17 protein-coding genes and 2 tRNA genes are annotated in these 19,889 nt (G+C 60.4%); 8 read left to right on the forward strand and 11 right to left on the reverse strand.

Annotated elements, in window-relative coordinates; translation table 11 throughout:
• Nucleotides 1–60: 60 nt before the first annotated feature.
• From BMX61_RS01465 to BMX61_RS01495, 7 genes are all read right to left on the reverse strand, one after another.
• Nucleotides 61–4,314: a rhamnosyltransferase WsaF family glycosyltransferase gene (locus BMX61_RS01465; RefSeq protein ID WP_139198856.1), complete on the reverse strand. Its 4,254-nt coding sequence runs from the start codon at nucleotides 4,312–4,314 to the stop codon at nucleotides 61–63.
• Complete coding sequence (rfbA, locus tag BMX61_RS01470) at nucleotides 4,265–5,173, reverse strand: glucose-1-phosphate thymidylyltransferase RfbA (protein WP_075627221.1); 909 nt, start codon at nucleotides 5,171–5,173, stop codon at nucleotides 4,265–4,267. The genes BMX61_RS01465 and rfbA overlap by 50 nt, the downstream gene beginning before the upstream one ends.
• Entirely contained in the window at nucleotides 5,170–6,090 is a 921-nt protein-coding gene (gene rfbD, locus BMX61_RS01475; RefSeq protein WP_075627220.1) for a dTDP-4-dehydrorhamnose reductase, read from the reverse strand. The genes rfbA and rfbD overlap by 4 nt, the downstream gene beginning before the upstream one ends.
• The gene (gene rfbB / locus BMX61_RS01480; RefSeq protein ID WP_075627219.1) at nucleotides 6,087–7,148 is read right to left on the reverse strand and encodes a dTDP-glucose 4,6-dehydratase; all 1,062 of its coding nucleotides are present in this window, start codon (nucleotides 7,146–7,148) and stop codon (nucleotides 6,087–6,089) included. The genes rfbD and rfbB overlap by 4 nt, the downstream gene beginning before the upstream one ends.
• Nucleotides 7,149–7,150: 2 nt before the next feature.
• Nucleotides 7,151–7,726 carry a dTDP-4-dehydrorhamnose 3,5-epimerase gene (rfbC, locus tag BMX61_RS01485; protein ID WP_075627218.1) on the reverse strand — a complete coding sequence of 192 codons (576 nt, stop codon included), beginning with the start codon at nucleotides 7,724–7,726 and terminating at the stop codon, nucleotides 7,151–7,153.
• Between the two features lie 442 nt (nucleotides 7,727–8,168).
• Entirely contained in the window at nucleotides 8,169–8,489 is a 321-nt protein-coding gene (locus BMX61_RS01490) for a hypothetical protein (RefSeq protein WP_075627217.1), read from the reverse strand.
• A 209-nt stretch (nucleotides 8,490–8,698) separates the two neighbouring features.
• Nucleotides 8,699–9,220, reverse strand: coding sequence for a L,D-transpeptidase family protein (locus tag BMX61_RS01495; RefSeq protein ID WP_075627478.1), 522 nt, complete (start codon nucleotides 9,218–9,220; stop codon nucleotides 8,699–8,701).
• Between the two features lie 379 nt (nucleotides 9,221–9,599).
• Between BMX61_RS01495 and BMX61_RS01500 the strand changes: the two genes are divergently transcribed.
• From BMX61_RS01500 to BMX61_RS01510, 3 genes are all read left to right on the forward strand, one after another.
• Nucleotides 9,600–10,283 (forward strand): response regulator transcription factor, encoded by a 684-nt coding sequence (locus BMX61_RS01500; RefSeq protein WP_075627216.1) that lies wholly within the window; start codon nucleotides 9,600–9,602, stop codon nucleotides 10,281–10,283.
• Nucleotides 10,284–10,569: 286 nt separating this feature from the next.
• Nucleotides 10,570–11,025 (forward strand): cyclic nucleotide-binding domain-containing protein, encoded by a 456-nt coding sequence (locus tag BMX61_RS01505; protein ID WP_075627215.1) that lies wholly within the window; start codon nucleotides 10,570–10,572, stop codon nucleotides 11,023–11,025.
• Between the two features lie 174 nt (nucleotides 11,026–11,199).
• Complete coding sequence (locus BMX61_RS01510) at nucleotides 11,200–12,228, forward strand: aldose epimerase family protein (protein WP_075627214.1); 1,029 nt, start codon at nucleotides 11,200–11,202, stop codon at nucleotides 12,226–12,228.
• A 21-nt stretch (nucleotides 12,229–12,249) separates the two neighbouring features.
• Here the strand turns inward: BMX61_RS01510 and BMX61_RS01515 are convergent, their stop codons facing one another.
• Nucleotides 12,250–13,440: a citrate/2-methylcitrate synthase gene (locus BMX61_RS01515; RefSeq protein ID WP_075627213.1), complete on the reverse strand. Its 1,191-nt coding sequence runs from the start codon at nucleotides 13,438–13,440 to the stop codon at nucleotides 12,250–12,252.
• Nucleotides 13,441–13,542: 102 nt separating this feature from the next.
• Here BMX61_RS01515 and BMX61_RS01520 point away from each other — a divergent pair, with 102 nt between their 5' ends.
• On the forward strand, nucleotides 13,543–14,652 hold the full coding sequence (locus tag BMX61_RS01520) for a citrate synthase/methylcitrate synthase (protein WP_075627212.1): 1,110 nt from the start codon (nucleotides 13,543–13,545) through the stop codon (nucleotides 14,650–14,652).
• 225 nt (nucleotides 14,653–14,877) lie between these two features.
• Here the strand turns inward: BMX61_RS01520 and BMX61_RS01525 are convergent.
• Together BMX61_RS01525 and BMX61_RS01530 are read right to left on the reverse strand one after the other, a co-directional pair.
• A tRNA-Gly gene (locus BMX61_RS01525) sits at nucleotides 14,878–14,952 on the reverse strand.
• Nucleotides 14,953–15,061: 109 nt separating this feature from the next.
• Nucleotides 15,062–15,136 (reverse strand) — tRNA-Gly (locus BMX61_RS01530).
• A 342-nt stretch (nucleotides 15,137–15,478) separates the two neighbouring features.
• Between BMX61_RS01530 and BMX61_RS01535 the strand changes: the two genes are divergently transcribed.
• The 4 genes from BMX61_RS01535 (at nucleotide 15,479) to BMX61_RS01550 (ending at nucleotide 18,206) form a co-directional block, all read left to right on the forward strand.
• The gene (locus BMX61_RS01535; RefSeq protein ID WP_075627211.1) at nucleotides 15,479–16,015 is read left to right on the forward strand and encodes a prolyl-tRNA synthetase associated domain-containing protein; all 537 of its coding nucleotides are present in this window, start codon (nucleotides 15,479–15,481) and stop codon (nucleotides 16,013–16,015) included.
• 77 nt (nucleotides 16,016–16,092) lie between these two features.
• Complete coding sequence (gene trxA / locus BMX61_RS01540; RefSeq protein WP_075627210.1) at nucleotides 16,093–17,082, forward strand: thioredoxin; 990 nt, start codon at nucleotides 16,093–16,095, stop codon at nucleotides 17,080–17,082.
• A 242-nt stretch (nucleotides 17,083–17,324) separates the two neighbouring features.
• Nucleotides 17,325–18,005 (forward strand): LON peptidase substrate-binding domain-containing protein, encoded by a 681-nt coding sequence (locus tag BMX61_RS01545; protein WP_075627209.1) that lies wholly within the window; start codon nucleotides 17,325–17,327, stop codon nucleotides 18,003–18,005.
• Between the two features lie 12 nt (nucleotides 18,006–18,017).
• Nucleotides 18,018–18,206: a Trm112 family protein gene (locus BMX61_RS01550; RefSeq protein ID WP_075627208.1), complete on the forward strand. Its 189-nt coding sequence runs from the start codon at nucleotides 18,018–18,020 to the stop codon at nucleotides 18,204–18,206.
• A 209-nt stretch (nucleotides 18,207–18,415) separates the two neighbouring features.
• Here the strand turns inward: BMX61_RS01550 and BMX61_RS01555 are convergent, their stop codons facing one another.
• Nucleotides 18,416–19,681: a ubiquinone biosynthesis hydroxylase gene (locus BMX61_RS01555; protein WP_075627477.1), complete on the reverse strand. Its 1,266-nt coding sequence runs from the start codon at nucleotides 19,679–19,681 to the stop codon at nucleotides 18,416–18,418.
• Nucleotides 19,682–19,889: the final 208 nt, after the last annotated feature.

Consider the following 19,889-nt stretch of genomic DNA (forward strand, 5'->3'; position numbering starts at 1 on the left):
TCAAGCACCCGCCTGTAGCCGGAAGTAGTGTCCCGAGATCCGTTTTAGGTAGACGGCTTCCTAAACGTTACGATGTGGAAGTTGATAAACAGACTTCTCCTTCTGCGCTGCGCAGAAGGCAATGACCGATGACCGCGCTGAAGTCGGTGCGATAATTGGTGCAGCCGTATAATGTAGATCCGGCTTCCACACTGGCGGTGTTCTGTCTTCCAGCATCTCAATCACACCGTTGGCGATTACATCGTTCTCCCAGCGCAGGGTTCTGCTTTCGGCGAAGGTGATGCCATTGTCGGACATGCGCTGTAGATTTGCCTTGTCGGCAAGAAGCTGGTCGGCGGCATGCGCCAGAGAGGCCGAATCCTGATAGGCGAGAGCTATCACGCCATCATCGTAATCCAGGAGATTGTTGTAGCGATAGAGATCGATAGGGACGCATCCGGCGGCCATCATCTCGTAAGGAATCCGAGACGGGTTGCTTCCCGAAATACAAAGACCAACCATGCAGCGATTATAAAGTTGGTTCAGATCATTGAGATTGCGGATCATGCCAAGATTGATCACGGGAAAATCAAGGTCGATCGAAACAGCCGAGCCATATACATAGACGGTGAGATCAGGATGCTTCTTCTTCAGCAGCCGCAGTGCCTCGATGCCGAGAAGGGGCGTCCGTCTTGGCTTGTTCGGTTGATACAGGAAGCAGATCGCAAATTCTCTTTCGATCGCCTTGTCGCGCTTATAAACCGCCGTGTCCACGCCAAGGCCTGCTGCCACTGACGGTGCTGCATATTCGGTGGTGATGATATGGGAAAGCCAGTTGCCAATGGTGAAATGCTGAAGGCCCTTGGCATAGCTATTCTGGCCAATGATGTAGCCGTCGCTCATCGGATTGAACAACGACTCATAGTCTTGGACCAGATAGGCTTTATGCGGAACATGACGAAGCTCAGCAACATAGGCCGCTGAGTTTGCTACGGTTGCGAAAGCGACATCTGAAGGCGCGCGATTATGCCACCGCATATGCAAGAGCGCCGAGGTGCCTGCAAGATATTCTTCGACAGCACCGACGCCGTCTCCCACACCCTCCAGCATGATGTGCGGCCGCATTCCAAATTCGGAAAGGCGGCGGACCATATTGAAGATGGTGCGGTGACCTCCAGAGCCGATAAGAGGCGGCGGGACAAAAACGGAGAGGTTGGATCCGCGGATCTTGACGGTCGCAGGGGCATGCAGAGCCGTTACCTCCGCTGGGGCCGCCATGCGCCGATCGGCATCTGCCGTCTGCCACCAGTCGCGCAGGACTTTCTGTTGGACGCTTGCCTCAGGCCAGCGGGTCTTGCACAGGACGTCGCTGAGCGCTTTGTGAAGATCGCTGCCCTTGAGGGTAGCGAACTCCGCAATGCCTGCCGACTGGGCGCCCATATCCTTGACCTCGCCAAGGCCAAAGGTCTCGTTGTGATGAAGCCTGTAGAAGAGGTCGACAATGGGAAGCGGCGGATTCATGGTCAGTGCGTGCAAGGTATCGCGCGCTACGCTTGTCAGGTCCGTTGCCGACAATCCGTGGAGACGTACATAGTCGGCTAATGGACCGAGCGCACGCAGCATGCCGCGCTGAAGAGCCCGCACGTCGGCCATAACGGCTTCTTCATCATCGAAGATCGTACGTAGTGGACGGAAGATGTCGCCATTCTGATCATATCCGACAACCGAACCCCCAGGCACGTTGAAGATCATCTCCAAGGGCCCAACGTCACTCACCGACATAGGGACATCGCGATTTACGTCGAATACATAGCCGAACTTCGCCGTGTTCTCCGGTTGCTGATTGAGAAAGCCAAACAGGCCGATATAGTGGCCGCGCGTCGTCACCTGCGGCACGACATAAGCCAAGTTGTCCTGGATCGTTCCGCGCCAGCCGACATCCCCTACCAGTTGGACCGGATGATCGAAGAAGCCTTTACTTTGTAGATAGCCCTCAAGTCGCTTGCGCTGTGACGCAAGCTCGCCTTCGACGTAAGATGAGAATGACTGGTCGGCGAAGAGGGCCGCTACCCTTTTGTCCGTCCAAGGATGCTCGATCGCGACATCCATGTCGATTGCGTGCTGCTCCGCCAAGGGGGCGACGATGGCAGGGTCGAGATTAAGAGACGAGACCAAGCCCTTCAGGGACTGAACACTGTAAAGGTTCCACAGTCGCATCAGTTCGCCAAAGGAGAAACTCTCAAGTGACGCGGCAAAAGTCGCACGGCGGCTGACCTCGAGGAGCTCTGAGCTCACCGGCTTGATGTTGAATGGGTTAGCAGTGACGAGCTGGTCGAACACTTCGCGAAAAAAAACGCCCTCTCGCGTAAAGAAGAAAACTTTCTCGACGCCACATCGCAATGCATCCTCGAGAATATTTAGGCAATAGCCAAAAACTATCGGCGCTAGTTGCACACCGATCTTTTCAAGATGCATTTGCTCTCCCGGTTCGACAGCTCGGGAAATATCCTGGATGACTCGCACGATCCGTTTGGAATGCTTGCTTGTGTCGCCGTTGCGCCAGGTATGGAAGGCTTCACCAAACCACGCCTTCCTTGTCTCTTCGGAAGCCGAGATGTAAAGGCAGCTCGTAATGCCCTTGCTCGTAGGCACGCGTTGATCCGCTTCGATATTGTCACCGACATGATGCAACTGCTCCGGTTCTATGCCGAAGGCGTGCGTGATGTGATCAAACATCCGCCCGCTGCGCTTTGTCAGATAGTCGTCGCTCGAGGAAAACCCTTGGAGAAAGGCATGCCCCATTCCGTGATGGTTAAGGAGCTTTTTGAGAAAAGTGGAAGGCAAGTAGAAGTCGGAGGCAAAAACTGCCGTCTGTTTCAGGGATGCAAGCGTTGAAACGGCACTCGCATCCGGTCGAGTGGAGCGAGTTTCGGAGAGAATCTCATGCGTACGCATGGCAAGGATGAGCTCTTCAACCACTTCACGCGGCGTACCGGGAACGAGTGTCATGGCCAGCCAGCGCTGAAGGGCGTCGTCAAAACGATATTCGAATTCGTCGTTCGGCGCTGAACGGTTTTCGCTCACTCTACGGGCTTCCAGAAGAATGCGAACATCCTGAAAGACGGGGAGAAGATAAGGGAAAGCGAGAAGGTAAAGCGCCCTTGCCGACTGCAGCTTTATCTCATCGGGATGGCAATCGCGGCGCAACAGCGTGTCCCAGACATCAAAGGAAACAAGACTGGCATCGCTGCGAATGTCAATTTGCACCAGATCCTGTTCGATCGGCGGCAACACGTCTTCGTTCGACAGCGGGAAAGCTTCATCGAAGAGATCGACGCGATTGTCATCCTCGCTGGCAGTTAGTCCCGAAGGGTGCGGGATCGCGTCAAGTCCGTTGATGCGATAGACATCATTCGGCTCGGAGACGGGATAGGCTTTCTGCAACTGCTCGTCATGCAGGATTTTTCTCAGGATCTCCACGCGCGAAAGGCCAGCAAAGACCGGCTGCTTTCCGAGGTGCCCCAGATCAATTTCCGGATGGGGATTGAGCTTTTCTTCATCGGCTTTGGTGATGAAGTGAACGAGCGGGTTCACGCGCCCTTCCAAATGTCCTGCGTGCTTGGCCAGATACCATGAGACATCGAAATAGGCATTTGGCCAAAGGCCCTCGCGATAGCCGCATTCCACGAAGTGCGTCAGTGCACTCAAACCTGCGTGCTGGAGGGAGGCGCGCTGGTTAAGATAGAATTTAGGATTGAAAAGAGGGTGCGGGGAGATGCCTGCACGGGCGCCGTGATGGAGGAAATGCGCGAAAGGATTAGCTTTGGCTGGCGCTCCACCAACTTGGCTTCGATACCAGACCGGATCGAAAAGAGGATGCGGCGAGGCATTTTGCAGCACCCCTTGTGCAGCATAATGGCCAAGAGGGGAAAGACCGCTTTTTTCTGCGTTTGGATTTTGCGCTAGGTAAAAACTCGTATCGAACAGAGGATGTGGTGCAATCCTTCTGTCGCCTGCATGCGCGATATAGTGTCGGATAGCCCCTGCATGCCCACTTTCCGTGACCGCGTGGCGCTCACGATACCAGTTTTCATCAAAGCATCGGGAGGCAGCGATCAGATCGACTTCTGAACTTATCGATTTTCCGCTAAAGACCGATGCGCCGCCGAAACCCCGACGTGCGATGGCCGAGACGATTTTTCTGTATGGAAGCTTGGACAAGCGGAATGCCTTTATCTGGTGATAGGCGTAATTGGGTGTGTCTATCCCGATGACAGCGCCTTTTTCAAGGTCGCCCCTCATCCGCAATATGCTGATAAGTTGGGTCTGGCTCATCCAGGAGTTGCATCAAATATCGCCCATAGCTGCTTTTACCATAGATCTCGGCATGCCGCCGAAGCATGGTTGCATCAATATAGCCGAGGCGATAGGCGATCTCCTCTAGACAAGCAATCTTGAAGCCTTGGCGCCTTTCCATGGTCGCCACGAAGTTCGTAGCATCGAGCAGACTATCTGGCGTTCCTGTATCAAGCCAGGCAAAGCCGCGCCCCATTAGCTCGACATTCAATTGCGATCGCTCGAGATACCACTTGTTGACATCCGTAATTTCGAGCTCGCCACGCTTTGATGGCTTGAGATTGGCCGCCACGTCGAGGACCTGCTCGTCATAAAAGTAAAGACCGGTCACAGCCCAGCGCGACTTGGGCTTTTCAGGCTTCTCCTCGATCGACACGGCGCGGTGCTCAGCGTCAAATTCAATGACACCGTAACGCTGGGGATCATTAACGTGATAAGCGAAAACCGTTGCACCCCGATCAAGGCGCATGGCATTGCGAAGAAGCTTACCAAGACCATGCCCGAAAAAGATATTATCGCCCAGGACAAGGCAGGAGCGCTGTCGATCAACGAACTTGGCGCCGATCAGATAGGCTTCAGCGAGGCCAGCAGGCTCAGGCTGCACGCAATAATGGATCTGAATGCCCCATTGTCCACCATCTCCGAGCAACTGCTCGAAATTGGGCAGATCACGCGGCGTCGAGATCAGCAGAATGTCACGAACGCCTGCCAGCATGGTCGTTGCGAGCGGGTAATAGATCATCGGCTTGTCGTAGATTGGCATGAGTTGCTTCGAGAGCACATGCGTCATCGGATGCAGTCGTGTCCCGCTCCCGCCGGCGAGAATGATACCCTTCATCGAGCTGCCTTGTCTGTTTCTGCGAGAATGGCCGTGACCACAGGATCGAGACTATCCTGCCATGATGGGAGCGTTAGGCCATAGACACGCGCAAGTTTCCGGCAGTCGAGCCGCGAATTTGCCGGGCGGAGCGCGCGTGCCTTATAAACCGCTGCCGCAATGTCTCGCACCTCTGCGCCTGGACCGCCATGACCCCGAGAATGCGAAAAAATTGCTCGGGCGAATTCTGCCCATGTTGTTTGCCCAGGGCCCGCTATATGGAAAGTTCCGCGAAAATCGGCATCCGGACGCGCAAGCAAGCGTTCTGCGACAGCGAGAATGGCGTCCGCGAGATCAAGTGTCGATGTTGGCGAGCCCTGCTGATCGCAGACGACGTCGATGACCGGGCGTGTGGCTGCAAGCCGCAACATAGTGCGTACGAAGTTTGTGCCGGAGGGGCCGTACAGCCAGGAAGTTCGCAAGATGACGTGGTCGGGATTGACAGCGCGAACACCCTCTTCCCCGGCAAGCTTGCTCATCCCGTAGATGTTGAGCGGCTCTGGTTCGTCGTCCTCTGTATATAGGCCTTGCTTTGTTCCGTTGAACACGTAGTCGGTTGAGAGATGAATAATTGGAAGAGCAAGACGGTGTGCCTCTGCCGCAAGGATCGTTGGGGCGTCTCTGTTTACCCTGAAAGTCACATCGGGCATGGCTTCAGCTTGATCGACTGCCGTGAAGGCCGCAGCCGAAATGACCAAATCCGGCGATGTGTTGTGCAGGTGCCTTAGGATGGCCGCCCGGTCTGCGAAAGCGAGATCGAATTGCGGCCGCCCGATGGTGACGAGCTCGAGATCATGGCGCTCCTTGACCTTTTCCCGCAACGCGCGAACGACCTGTCCCTCATGCCCGGTGACGAGGAGTCGCCGAGGGGCCATCATGATGCCTCGTTCTGAGCCAGGCCTAGGCGCTGGCCCTCATAGGCGCTGCGAAGCGGGCGCCACCATGGTTCATGTTGCACATACCAATCGACTGTCCGTTCGAGCCCGTGGCTGAAGCTTGTCTTCGCGGTCCAGCCGAGTTCTTCCTTCAGGCGCGATGCATCGATCGCGTAGCGGTGATCGTGACCCGGCCGATCCTCGACAAAAGCGATGAGGCGTTCATGCGGCCCGCGCTCGGGAAAGCGCGCATTCATCAGACGGCAAATGTCGCTGACGACATCGATATTGCTGCGTTCATTGAAGCCGCCGACATTATAGGTCTCGCCAGGTTGCCCCTGTTCGGTCACGCGCTCCAACGCCTCGACATGATCGCCCACATACAGCCAGTCGCGAATGTTCAGGCCGGACCCATAGACGGCTATGGGTTTACCCTCCATCGCGTTGATGATCGTCAGCGGAATAAGCTTCTCGGGAAAATGATAGGGCCCGTAATTGTTGGAGCAGTTCGTGATGAGGGTCGGCAGCCCATAGGTCCTGTACCAGGCTTTCACCAGATGATCCGACGCCGCCTTTGATGCCGCATAAGGCGAACTTGGATCGTAGGCTGTCTGCTCCGTGAAGAAGCCATGATCGCCAAGCGACCCATAAACCTCGTCGGTGGACACATGCAGGAAGCGAAATCGGTCCTTTTTCTCAGCTGTCAGGCTTTCCCAATATCGGCGGGCGCAGTTCAGCAAGGTATAGGTGCCGACGATGTTCGTCTGGATGAACTGCCCGGCTGAGGAGATCGACCGGTCGACATGGCTCTCCGCGGCCAGATGCAGGATCCAGTCGGGGCGAAAGCCTGAAAGCGCCTCCTCCATCCTCGACTCGTCGCAAATGTCGGCCTTCAAAAACCGGTGTTTTGCCAGGCCTTCCACGGATGCGAGAGAGGCAAGGCAGCCGGCATAGGTCAGTTTGTCGATGGTCAAGACGTCGGCACCGCGTTTCAGAACCAGATGTCTCACAAGCGCGGATCCAATGAAGCCGGCGCCGCCTGTGACCATGATGCGTTTCATAGTCACCGTCCGTGCTCCGGTTCTGGAAGAAACGTGTCGATTGCCAGGCGAAGCGTTGGCTGGATAGCGTCCTTGTCCGAAATTATGGCTGCCTGTGGGTCAATAGGCCAGTCGATGCCCAGATCTGGATCGTTCCACAGAATGCCGCGATCATGCGAAGCGGAATAGTGCTCGGTCAGCTTGTAGGTAACAACGGTCTGTTTTGCCAATGTGCAGAAGCCATGGGCGAACCCCGCTGGAATCCAGAGCTGCCAGCCATTCTCCGCAGTCAGGATACGGGCAACATGCTGGCCGAAGCTGGGGGACAAAGGACGAATATCGACTGCCACATCGAAGATTGCGCCCCAGACGCATTGAACAAGCTTGCCTTGCGCCATCGGCACTTGCTGGAAGTGAAGCCCACGAACCGTACCTGTCTTCATCGACAGGGATTGGTTATCCTGGACGAAGCGAACCGGACCGACGACCTCGTCGAATGCTGGCTGACGAAAAGTCTCGCGGAACATGCCACGCGTGTCGCTGATCGTTTTTGGCTTGATGAGGCAGACATCGGGAATGTCGAGGCGCTCAAATATCACGTCTTGTCAATCCTTGGTGCTTCCTTGCCCCTGCGGTCTGAAGAACCCCGTCCTTCAAGTCCACAGCAGCGATTGCTCGCTTGTCACCCCGTGGTATCGCGATCCCTCGGGCCGGCTATGCGCCTCGCCGATTTGTTTAGCGTATGCCGTGCGAAACCGCTGCCTGTATGAACGCGCCAAGCATTGGAATGAGCGGAGTCTTCGATACCTGCGGATGCGGTCATGGGCAACAGGTTTCATGCTAAAAAGCGCTTCGTGTTTTATAATGGAATGAAGACCTAAAAAATCGCCGCGCGCTCGGTGGGCGCGCGGCAGGTCCGACTGGCTCGGGTTGAGACAGGACGCGGGTGCGGACATCGCAAACAGCTCGCTGCCGATCGGCTCCTGAGCATATGTGGTCTCTGTGGAAGGGCTCCGTCGTGACCATCAGCCCTTGGGCCGTCTAGTTGCGATACGGAAAACGCTTGCCCTGGGCATTGATCAGCGTGAAGGTTTTGCCGTCGCTCGTCACGATCTTGTCGCAGCGGCGGCCACCGCGATCGAAAGCCACACAGACCTGGCCGGCCAGGATCTTGTAGGTGCCTGGCGAGCCGCCATTATAGGTGTAGCGTCCATTCGGCATATAGCGCATCGAGCCGCTGACCGTGTGGCCGATCGCTAGCTTTTCGATCTCCGCCTTCGTGGCTGCCCGCTCAACCGGTGCCGCTTCCGCCGTTCCAGCCAGAAGTGCCGCGGCCATCATTGCTGCCATGATCGTCTTCATCTTCACCCTCCTTTTGAAGTTCCGCATGGTCAAAGGCGCTCCGGCGATGTCCCCATGCACCGGTTTCCCCTCGGTCGTCCGCCTGAGGCATGTGCAAGCGCGAGACTGCTATGCCTTTGATCCTGATTTGTAAGGACTGAACGACGCTCTGATCAAGATCAGCGTTTGGGCTTGAGGTCATCACCCAATTGAGGGAGACGGCTGAAGGATCAGAGGACCTTCACCAGCGTTCCCGGCCGCAGGAAGGCCAAGAGGCGGCGCATATGCAGAGGTTCCAGCGCGATGCAGCCTTCGGTCGGCTGATAGCCGGGGCGGATCAGATGCAGGAAGATCGCGGAGCCCCGGTTTCGCCGCCTTTCCGCGATGTTCCAGTCGAGAACCAGACAGAGATCATAGAGATTGTCGGCGCGCATCAGCATCTCATGGCTGGGCTTGAAGGGCGCGCGCACGAGCCTGTTATAGGCGGCATGGCCGGGTGCGTCGCACCAGAGCATGTCCTTGCGGATCGGGGCCAGCCTCAGGCGGCTTGGTGGTGACGAAATTCGGTCGCGCCGTAAAAAGCCGGAGAGCACCCGCATGGATGCGATCGGCGTCGCTCCATCGCCTTCACGCTTGAGCACACGGCGCCCGCTTCTGCCGATCGCGGCCGGCACGGTCACCGGTCCAAAGCGTAAAAGCGCCCGTGTCGGTGCAGACGGCGCTGGCCGCACCGTGACGATCCCCGCTTTGATCTTGCGGCCAATGGTCACCTTGGCCTTGCACTTGCCGTGTTCGCGCCCCATCTTCCCTGTCATCTCCGTGCTTTCACAAGCTTGTGCTTTGAAGCGAATGTGATTGGACGCCATAAGCCTTATGCTATCAGGAGACCGTCGCTTAAGGGAACGGCCGTGACATCGAAAGCCTGCTTGCCGCGAGGCATGCACGAAAATTTGGCAGGGGCTTTCATCGGTAGGCCAAGCGGAGAGCCGATTGGCCATCAGGTCCGTGGCGCGATGCGAATGTTTTTCGGTGCGGCCCATGCCGTCCGGCAATATCCTGATGTGACAGGCATAATCCGACGCCGAAGCCTGGCTTCAGCTTGACGCGCTCTTGAAAGGAGACAGACGCCGGATGGCAACCCGCACTATTCTTCTCGTGGACGATGACGACGATCTGCGCCAGACTCTGGTGGAACAGCTTTCTCTCTATGAGGAATTCACCATTCTGCAGGAGCCGACGGCTGCCAAGGGCATCCAGACGGCGCGCAACGAGACGGTCGCGCTGCTGATCATGGATGTCGGCCTGCCCGATATGGATGGACGCGAAGCGGTCAAGCTTCTGCGCAAAGGCGGGTTCAAGCCGCCGATCATCATGCTGACCGGCCATGACACCGATTCCGATACGATCCTTGGGCTGGAAGCCGGCGCCAACGACTATGTCACCAAGCCGTTCCGCTTCGCCGTGCTTCTGGCACGCATCCGCGCGCAGCTTCGCCAGCACGAGCAGAGCGAGGATGCCACCTTCATCGTTGGTCCCTATACGTTCAAGCCGGGGCAAAAGCTCCTGACGCTGGAAAATGGCCAGAAGATCCGGCTGACGGAAAAGGAAGCGGCGATCATCCGCTATCTCTACCGGGCCGATCAGAAGGTGGTCACGCGCGATGTGCTGCTGGAGGAGGTCTGGGGCTACAATTCCGGTGTCACCACGCATACGCTGGAAACCCACGTCTACCGCCTGCGCCAGAAGATCGAGCGCGATCCCTCGAATGCCGAGATTCTGGTGACCGAGAACGGCGGCTACAAGATCGTTCCCTGATCCTGCCTGACCCTTAATGGGCCGCGATCGCTCTGCGCTCATGCGCGTGAGTGCGATCGCGCTTGCCTTTGCCTGGGTTGGATGCCAAGAGCGAAGGGAGGGATGGCCGCTAGAGCCGCCGTACGAAGCCGTGCGGAACTCTGCAACAGCGGACTCTACGCCATGCGCGATAAGGCGCGCGCTTGGACAGGTGGAGCGCGCTGGTGTCGGTCGGCGACGGGATAGGGCAGCACACTGTGCCTGAATGTTGCTCTCAACGGTTGATCCAGGGCAGGGGGATGGCGCCATGAGCCTGAACGACGACATCGCGCTTCTTTCTTCGGTTCCCCTCTTTGCCGATATCGATCAGGAGAAGCTGCGGCTGATCGCCTTTGGCGCCGAGCGGCGCCGTGTGTCGGCAGGCCAGGAGTTGTTTCGCGAGGGTGCGCCGGCCGATTGCGCTTATGCCGTCTCTCAAGGGCGGTTTCGTCTGACGCGGATCGGTGTTGATGGGCGGCTGGAGACCGTCGGCAGCGTCGAGCGCGGTACGCTGCTCTCCGAGCTGGCCATGATCTCGCTGGTGGCCCGCAAGCTGACCGCCACGGCCGAGGAAGAGAGCGAGGCGCTGCGCATTCCCCGCGCGCTGTTCCACCGCATGCTGGAGGAATATCCCGATGTCGCGGTGCTGGTGGAAACACGCCTGCGCAACAATCTCCAGGCGATGATCGCGGATGCCGCGAGCCTGGCGCCGCGCTTTGGCTAGGGCATCGGACCGAAAAGTGGAAACCGGTTTTCGGAAAAATTCGATGCTCTAAAGCCGCGTGACACCCGCCCCCACGTCAATCAAAATCGAACCATGTTCCCGCTGGCCCTCTTGAAAGAGGCGGGGATGCTTGCGTAGGGTCCGCCCGCACAATCCCATCTAAAGGAGCGGGTGATGAAGGCGATTGAGGACGGCGAGATTTTCGGCCATATGCCGACAGGCGAGGCGGTGCACCGTTACCGCATTTCGGGTGGCGGACTGACGGCCAATGTGCTGACGCTCGGCTCGGTCATCCAGGATCTCCGGCTCGACGAGCATGCCGCACCCCTGATGCTCGGCTTCGAGGATCTGGGCTCCTATGTCACCTCCTCCCCCTATTTCGGCGCGACGCCGGGCCGTAATGCCAACCGGATCGGCGCCGGGCGGTTCTCCATCGATGGCGAGGACTTCCAGCTCGAGCTCAACGAGAAGGCCGTGACCCACCTGCATGGCGGCAAGGACAATATCGCCCGTCGTGTCTGGACGATGGTCGACAAGGGCGAGGATTTCATCATCCTCTCGATCGTCGATCCCGAGGGGCGCGCCGGCTATCCCGGCAATTGCACCGTGACCGTCACCTACCGCCTGGCGCCGGAAGGCGTGCTGTCGGTGCGCTATGAAGCGACCACCGATCGGGCCACGATCGCCAATCTCTGCCAGCACAGCTATTTCAATCTCGATGGCCAGGACGATGCACTCGGCCACGAGATCATGATTGCCGCCGATCATTATCTGCCGACCGACGAACGGCAGGTTCCGACCGGCGAGATCCGTGCTGTCGAGGGCACCGCTTTCGACCTGCGTAAAATGACGACGATGCGGGTGCAGACCGAGGGCGAAAAGATCGCCTATGACCACAATTTCTGCCTGTCTGCCGCACGCGTGGAAAAACGTCCCGTCGCCTTCGTGCGCAGCCCGCTCTCCGGCGTGTCTCTGGAGGTGCGCACCACCGAGCCCGGCGTGCAGTTCTATTCCGGCTTCAAGCTGAATGTCGCCGTGCCGGGCCTGGAAGGCCGCAGCTATGGTCCCTTTGCCGGTTTCTGCCTGGAAACCCAGATCTGGCCGGATGCCGTCAATCACGAAGGCTTTCCCAACGGCATCCTGCGGCCGGACGAGATCCTGGTGCAGGAAACGGACTACGTCTTCACCAAGGCCAAGGGCTGAACGAAGGGCGGATGGAGTTCATCAGGCTGAGGGCCTCGCCGTCGCGCTTGTCGGTGCGGGGCCGTCATAGCGGGCGCGCGGGCGAATGAGCTTGCCCGTGGCGCCTTGCTCCAGCGCATGGGCGATCCAGCCGGCCGTGCGACCGATGGCAAACAGCGCCAGCGCCGATCCCACGGGCAGGCCGAGCGCGCGCCTGAGGGCGACGAGCGCAAAGTCGATATTCGGCAGGCGTCCTGCTGTTTCCTCCATGACCTCGGCCAAGGCCGCCCGGTGCGGATCGGGCGGCAGATGCGGCAGAAGCGCGGCCGCGCGCGCATCGCCTTGCGGATAGAGCGGATGGTCGAAGCCCGGCACGCCCTCGCCACGCCGCAGGCGCGCCTCGACCACAGAGGCCGCATCGCCGGATGCCTCCACCTCTGAGAAGAGAATTTCCACCAGGCTTGTGGTGCCGCCATGCAGCGGGCCGCTGAGCGCCGCCAGCCCGGCATTGAGGCAGGCGCCGAGAGACGCGCCGGTCGATGCCACGACGCGCACGGTGAAGGTCGAGGCGTTCAGTTCATGATCGGCCAACAGAACGAGCGCACGGCGGATCAGGTCAGCGCCTTGCGCATCCAGGCCCCATGCGAGCGCGAGGGCGTGATGCACCGGCCGCGCCTCGGGCTCGGCCTTGGCGGCAATGGCCGCGACGGCACGTAAAAGCGCGGCCGCGCCGCTCCATAGCCGGCGCGGATCGCGCTGCCAGGCAATGGCTCGTCCCGCCGCGACGAGGGGCAAGCGGGCTTGCAGGCGTTCGATCAAGGGCAAGTCAGGCAACTCCGCCTGCTTGCCTGAGACATCCGCCGGCCGTGCGGCCGGGTCGGCAAACGGGTCCTCGGCGCCGCAGGCCCATAGAAGGCGCGCCGTCTCTTCCAGTGTGGCGGTTTCGGCCCATCGGGCCGCATCCCGGCCGCGATAGAACAGGCGCCCGTTATCGATCAGCGTGATCGCGGAACTCAAAACCGGCAGGCCCCAGTTCAGCGTCGCCTGCGCCGCATCCTTCGGCCGGCGGCCTGCGGTCTTGCGTTTGCAAAGGGCTTCGACATCCTCGGCGCTATAGAGCCGGCGGCGCGGATCGTCTTGCGCCTCACTGGTGCGGATCAGCCCACGGCTCACATAGGCATAGAGCGTGGCGCGGCTGATGCCGATGCGCTCCGCTGCGGTTTGTGCATCCATGAGAGGGGCGTGTTTGGAGATTGTAGACATTGACTGACTGAATCAAGATTGACCATATTGAGTTGATCAACATTCTCTGGTTCCGTCAATCGGAGAACTGTCATGACCATCGCCACCCCTCTGCCACCTTCCAGTCCTGAACATTCCGCGTCCGGCCTTGATCAGGTCATCGCCGCCGAGACGCGCCTCAGCCATGTCGATGGCGCTGCTGGACGACTGATCCTGCGCGGATATGATCTCGCGGATCTTGCCGGCTGGCGCTTCGAGGAGGTGCTGGCCCTGCTTTGGGCGGATCTGACGCCCATTTCTCTGGATGCACACTCGATTTCGGCGGCTCTGGGTGCGGCGCGGCTCTATGCCTTCCACCTGATGGAGCCTCTCCTGCCGGCAACCGATGCCTTGTCCGAGGTGGAGGCGCTACGGCTGTTGCTGGCGGCGCTGCCCGATGACAGCAAGCCGCCGCATCCCGTTCTCGCCGTGGCCGCCGTGCCTGTTTTCACCGCCGCCATCGCGCGCCGCAGACGGGGGCTTGAGCCCGTGCCGCCGATGGCCGATCTCGGCTTGGCCACGGACTTCCTGCATATGCTTCACGGACAGCCCGCGACGCAGGCGCAGATTCGAGGGCTGGAGGCCTATCTGGTCACCGTTGCCGACCATGGGCTGAATGCCTCGACCTTTGCCGCGCGGGTCATCGCCTCGACCAAGGCCGGGCTGTTCTCCTCCGTACTCGGCGGTCTGTGCGCGTTGAAAGGTCCGCTACATGGCGGCGCCCCGGGCCCGGTGCTGGACATGCTCGATGCCATCGGCAATGACGCGGCCATCCGCCCCTGGCTTTCCGCCGCGCTTGACCGGGGCGAGCGCCTGATGGGCTTCGGCCACAGGATCTACCGCGTGCGCGATCCCCGCGCCGATGTGCTCAAGGGTGCGGTGTCAGCGCTCGGCGCGGATAGTGCCCGCATCCGCTTTGCTCAAGCGGTAGAGGCGCAGGCGCTGGCCCTTCTGGCAGAGCGCAAGCCGGAGCGCGCCTTGCAGACCAATGTGGAATTCTACACCGCGCTTCTCCTCGAAGCGCTGGGTTTCGACCGCACCAGTTTCACCAATGTCTTTGCTGCCGGTCGCATGGCGGGATGGACAGCGCATGTTCTGGAACAGGAAATGACCGGTCGGCTGATGCGCCCGCAATCGCTCTATACTGGCCCCTGGCCGGCCTGAGCCGATTATAACGCCTTGACCATCGGCAGCGGGCGGGGTGGCCTGCCCTCTGCCTGTGCCGTCTGTTTGCAATAGGCTTGCCTATCGCAGGCAGGGCTCGGCTCACTGTTGGGTCCCTGCTTGTCAGAGCAAGCACGCGCAACCAGCGTCTGCGGCGAAACTTGCCGCAGGCGACCAAAATGACCTTTTAAGCCAAAGTGCGCAATCATCATGGAGAAGGGAAATTGGAGCGGGTGAGGCGATTCGAACGCCCGACCCCAACCTTGGCAAGGTTGTGCTCTACCCCTGAGCTACACCCGCTCATTCCGCATGGTCTGGGGTAAAACGACCATGCTGTGCCTAAGCACGAAAACCATATCAGACTTTCGCCCTGTCTCCTCTTGCCGCTTGCGCAGACATTAGAAGAAACTGGAGCGGGTGAGGCGATTCGAACGCCCGACCCCAACCTTGGCAAGGTTGTGCTCTACCCCTGAGCTACACCCGCTCATTCCACATGATCTGGGGTAAATCGATCATGCTGCCGTCCGCTGTCGCGGCGACGGGGGCTATATGGACCAAGCCCTTTTGGAATGCAACGGGAAAATTTCCGGCGCAGGAATTTTTCGCCGGGTTACAGGCTTGGCGTGGCCAAGCTTGTGGAGCCTGCGCCTTTGAGGAGCCTTCGGCGCAAAACGGGCGTCGGATGGCGCAGGCCTGGATTGCGCCCGCTGCCGGGCTCGGCTAGCTCCGCACAAGGGAAAGCAGGCTGGCGGAAAAGCCGGTGTCAGGCCTTTCGCAGCGCCTCGTTCGTCCTGGGGCGCAGCACAGGCTCTTGAAGGAGATGACGATGACCGACGACGTGCATGCCTCAGCAACGCAGATGGCTGTGCCCAAATCCCCGGAGGCGCTCTTTGCCTTTCTCGATAGTCTCGGCATAGCCCATCAGACCCTGCGCCATCAGGCGGTCTTCACCGTGGCCGAATCGGTCGCGCTGCGAGATGCCATTCCCGGCGGGCACACCAAAAACCTTTTCCTGAAGGACAAGAAAGACAATTACTTCCTTCTGACCGTGGAGGAAAATGCGGTCGTCGACCTGAAGACCGTGCACACGCTCGTGGGTGGAGCGAGCAAGTTCTCCTTCGGCAAGCCGGAGGCGCTGATGGAGTTTCTCGGCGTCATTCCCGGCTCAGTGACCGCGTTCGGTGTGATCAACGACGTCAACCAGCGTGTCACCCTGGTGCTCGATGCCGATCTCATGCGCGAGGACATCGTCAATTGCCATCCGCTGACCAATGAAGCGACCACGTCGATCGCCTCGGCCGATCTGATCCGCTTCGCCGAGGCCACCGGCCACAGGCCGCTTGTCTTGAAAGTGACGGCCTGACATACGATCTTGCGGACACCAGTTTGTGAAATCGAAGGTGGCGCGCGCGGATGATGCGGGCGCCCGGAGGAGTGGCGATGAGCGGCAGCAGCAATCCTTATGGCGGATCTTTCGGCACGCAGATGACGGCCTCGGCAAGCTTCGGCGCGCCTGCGGCCAAGGCACCTGCAGCGCCTGCCGCCGCTCCAGGCGATCTGATCAAGGACACGACGACCTCAGGCTTTGCGCGCGACGTGCTCGAAGCCTCGCGCAACCAGCCGGTGTTGGTCGATTTCTGGGCGCCCTGGTGCGGCCCTTGCAAGCAGCTGACGCCCGTCATCGAGAAGGTGGTCAAGGAAGCCGCCGGGCGTGTTCGCCTCGTCAAGATGAACATCGACGAGCATCCGTCGATCGCCGGCCAGCTCGGCATCCAGTCGATCCCCGCCGTGATCGCCTTTTCCGGCGGTCGGCCGGTCGATGGCTTCATGGGCGCCCTGCCGGAAAGCCAGGTGCGCGAGTTTATCGACCGCATTGCCGGCCCGGCCGTGGATGCCGGCGCTGAAGAGATCGCTGCCGTCCTGGCCGAGGCCAAGGCCCTGGCCGAGGAGGGCGCCCATCAGGATGCCGCCGGTCTCTACAGCGCCGTGCTTCAGGCAGAGCCTGAAAATATCGAGGCTGTTGCCGGTCTTGCCCAGGTGATGATTGCTGCCGGCGCCCCTGACCAGGCGCGTGCCCTGCTTGCCGATCTGCCGGAGGCGGCAAAGGCGGATCCGGCGCTTGCTGCCATCGGCAAGAAGCTCGATCAGATCGAAGAGGCGCGCAAGCTTGGCGATCCCGCCGCGCTGGAGGCAGCCCTGGCCGCCAATCCCGATGACCACGAAGCGCGGCTGAAACTCGCCAAGATCCGCAATGTCGAAGGCGATCGCAGCGCTGCCGCCGAGCATCTGCTGACGATCATGCGCAAGGACCGCAGCTTCGGCGAGGATGCCGGACGCCGCGAGCTCCTGCAATTCTTCGAGGTCTGGGGCCCCACCGATCCGGCAACCATCGCCGCCCGCCGCCGGCTCTCCGCGCTGCTGTTTTCCTGATCGTCAAGTCAGGCACCCGGTTCCCTTGCCGCTTGTCCAGCCGGCAAAGGAACCGGCCTTGAGATTTATGCCGCGCGCACCATTTTCTCGTTCCATACGCCATGGCGCCTTGCAGGCCATGGCGCAATAGCGGTCATGCGGAAGCCGGTACACGCCTTTCGCGATGCCGCCCAAGGCAAGCACGCGCAGCAGCGGCGGGATATGCGGTCGAGCGCGCGAGACAGCGTAGGATAGGCACCAGAATGCAGGTCGGAAACGCCCGTTATCTCAAGCCGCAGGATCTGCCGGAGGTTTTGCCGGTGTTTCCGCTCTCGGGTGTGTTGCTGCTTCCGGGTGCGCAGCTGCCGCTGAATATCTTCGAGCCACGCTACCTCGCCATGTGCGACGACGCGCTCGCCGGCAAGCGCTTGATCGGCATGGTCCAGCCTTCGCTCACCGAGCAGCGTGAAGAGGTGATCAACGGTCCTCAGCCCCCGCTCTGCCAGGTCGGCTGCGTCGGGCGCATCACATCCTTTGCCGAAATGGAGGATGGGCGCTATCTGGTCTCGCTGACCGGCATCTGCCGTTTTCGCCTTTTGGAGGAGGCGGCCATCACCAAGGGCTACCGCAATTTCCATATCGCACCCTTCGCGGCCGATCTCGATCCGCCGGAGGAGGAGGCCCAGGTCGATCGCGCCGCCCTGCTTTCCGCCTTTAAAGCCTATCTCGACGCCAACAAGCTGGAAGCCGACTGGGAGAGCGTCGAGCGTGCCGGCAACACCATGCTGGTCAATTCCATGTCGATGATGCTGCCCTTCGGTCCGCCGGAAAAGCAGGCGCTACTGGAAGCCGAGGATCTCAAGACGCGCGCCGACACGCTGATCGCCATCACCGAGATCGTGCTTGCACGCAATTTCGGTGATATCGAGACTATTCTTCAATAGAGGCCTTGGGCGATGGAAGAGCGCATGCGTCGCGTCGATCCCAAGCTTCTGGAGCTTCTGGTCTGCCCCTTGAGCAAGGGGCGCCTGAGCTATGATGCCGAGCGCAACGAGCTTATCTCGGAAAAAGCCCGGCTTGCCTATCCGATCCGAGACGGCATTCCCATCATGCTGATTTCCGAGGCGCGCAAGATCGAAATGTAAGCGGTCGGCAGCTCCCGGCAGGATTGATAGCGCGCTATCATGTTTGGACGTGATGCTGCCGCTGAAGGCGCTTGTTGTCTTTGTGCCGATGAAGCATGGCAGGCCGAACACCGACAATCCTCAAGGCCGATGATCCAAACCGAGTCGCAGCCGATGCGCGCATAAGCACGTACATTGGGAAACTCGCCTGGATATAGCCTGCTATTCAGTCAGATCGGCCGCCCGCCCAGCAGTCTGGGCGCGGTGCTGTCGGCTTCACCGGCCGCCTGCGAGATGAAGAAATTCTTCAGCTTCGGCATGCGATCGACCAGGCCCAGGCCGAAGTCACGCAGGGCCCGTACCGGGGTCATGTCATTGGAAAACAGGCGATTGAGCACGTCCGTCGTGACACCCATGCGGAAGGTGTCGAAGCGGCGCCAGGTCTGGTAGCGTTCCAGCACCGAGAGCGAGCCGATATCGAGGCCCAGGCGGTCGGCCTCGACAATGGTTTCGGCGAGCGCTGCGACATCCTTGAAGCCGAGATTGAGGCCCTGGCCGGAGATCGGATGAATGCCATGGGCGGCGTCGCCCGCAAGCGCAAAGCGTGGGGCGACGAAGGCGCGGGCAAGCGTGAGGCCGAGCGGGAAGGCGCGGCGCGGGCCCACGACCTTCAATGCCCCGAGCCGGCGGCCGAAGCGGCGCTCCAGTTGGTCTTCGAAGATGAGATCGTCGCTCTCGATCAGGCGGTTGGCGTCTTCGGTGCGCTCGGTCCAGACGAGCGAAGAGCGATTGCCGCGCAGGGGAAGCGTGGCGAAAGGGCCGGCAGGCAGGAAATGCTCGTGCGCCGTTCCCTCATGCGGACGCTCGTGCTCCACCGTGGTGACGATGCCAGACTGGCCGTAATCGAAGACTACCGTGTTGATGCCGGCCGACTGGCGCAGGCGCGAGCGCACGCCGTCGCACGCGACCAGAAGCCGCGCCGGCAGAAGGCTGCCATCCGCCAGCGCCAGCTCCACCTGATGAGGGCCGGTGCAAAAGCTTTCCGCCACGGCCGACGGGATGATCGCAATGCCCAGAGCCTCGGCGCGTGCACGAAGAGCGCCGACCAGCGTCACATTCTGCACCATATGGGCAAAGGGACTGCCGTCCGCGCCGTCGCCTTCAAATGTCAGGAAGACCGGGCGCACGGGATCGCCGGTCTTCGAATCGGTGATGACCATGCGCTTGATCGGCTCGGCCTCGGGCAGGATCTCACGCCAGACGCCGAGCACGTCGAGCATGCGGGTCGCAGCGGCGGCAAGGGCGGAGGCGCGGCCGTCGCGCTTCCACGCGCCTTCAGGCGCGCCATCCACCACGCGAACGGACAGGTGCGGCGCCGCGGCCTTGACCGCAACGGCAAGCGACAGGCCGACATAGCCGCCGCCGGCAATCAGCACGTCGTCGACGGGCTTGGCCGCGAACTGGGCCGCATCGGGCGTAAGGGTCGCGTCTTTCATGGCTGTCGCCTCCTGCATCTCAGTCTCGATCATCCAATCCCTGAATTGCGGATTGGCGATCCGGCATCGGCAACGCGAACCTTAAGCCCCCCGGCCCGCAGCCAGGCAGGCGCTCCGGCTTGGGCGCCTGCCGCAGACCAGGAGAGCTTGAGCTCACGTTTGGGTCTATATAGATCACACGCCTCGATCTTCCTACCATCTCGCGGAG

The organism is Xaviernesmea oryzae (genome assembly GCF_900109605.1).
Taxonomy (GTDB): domain Bacteria; phylum Pseudomonadota; class Alphaproteobacteria; order Rhizobiales; family Rhizobiaceae; genus Xaviernesmea; species Xaviernesmea oryzae.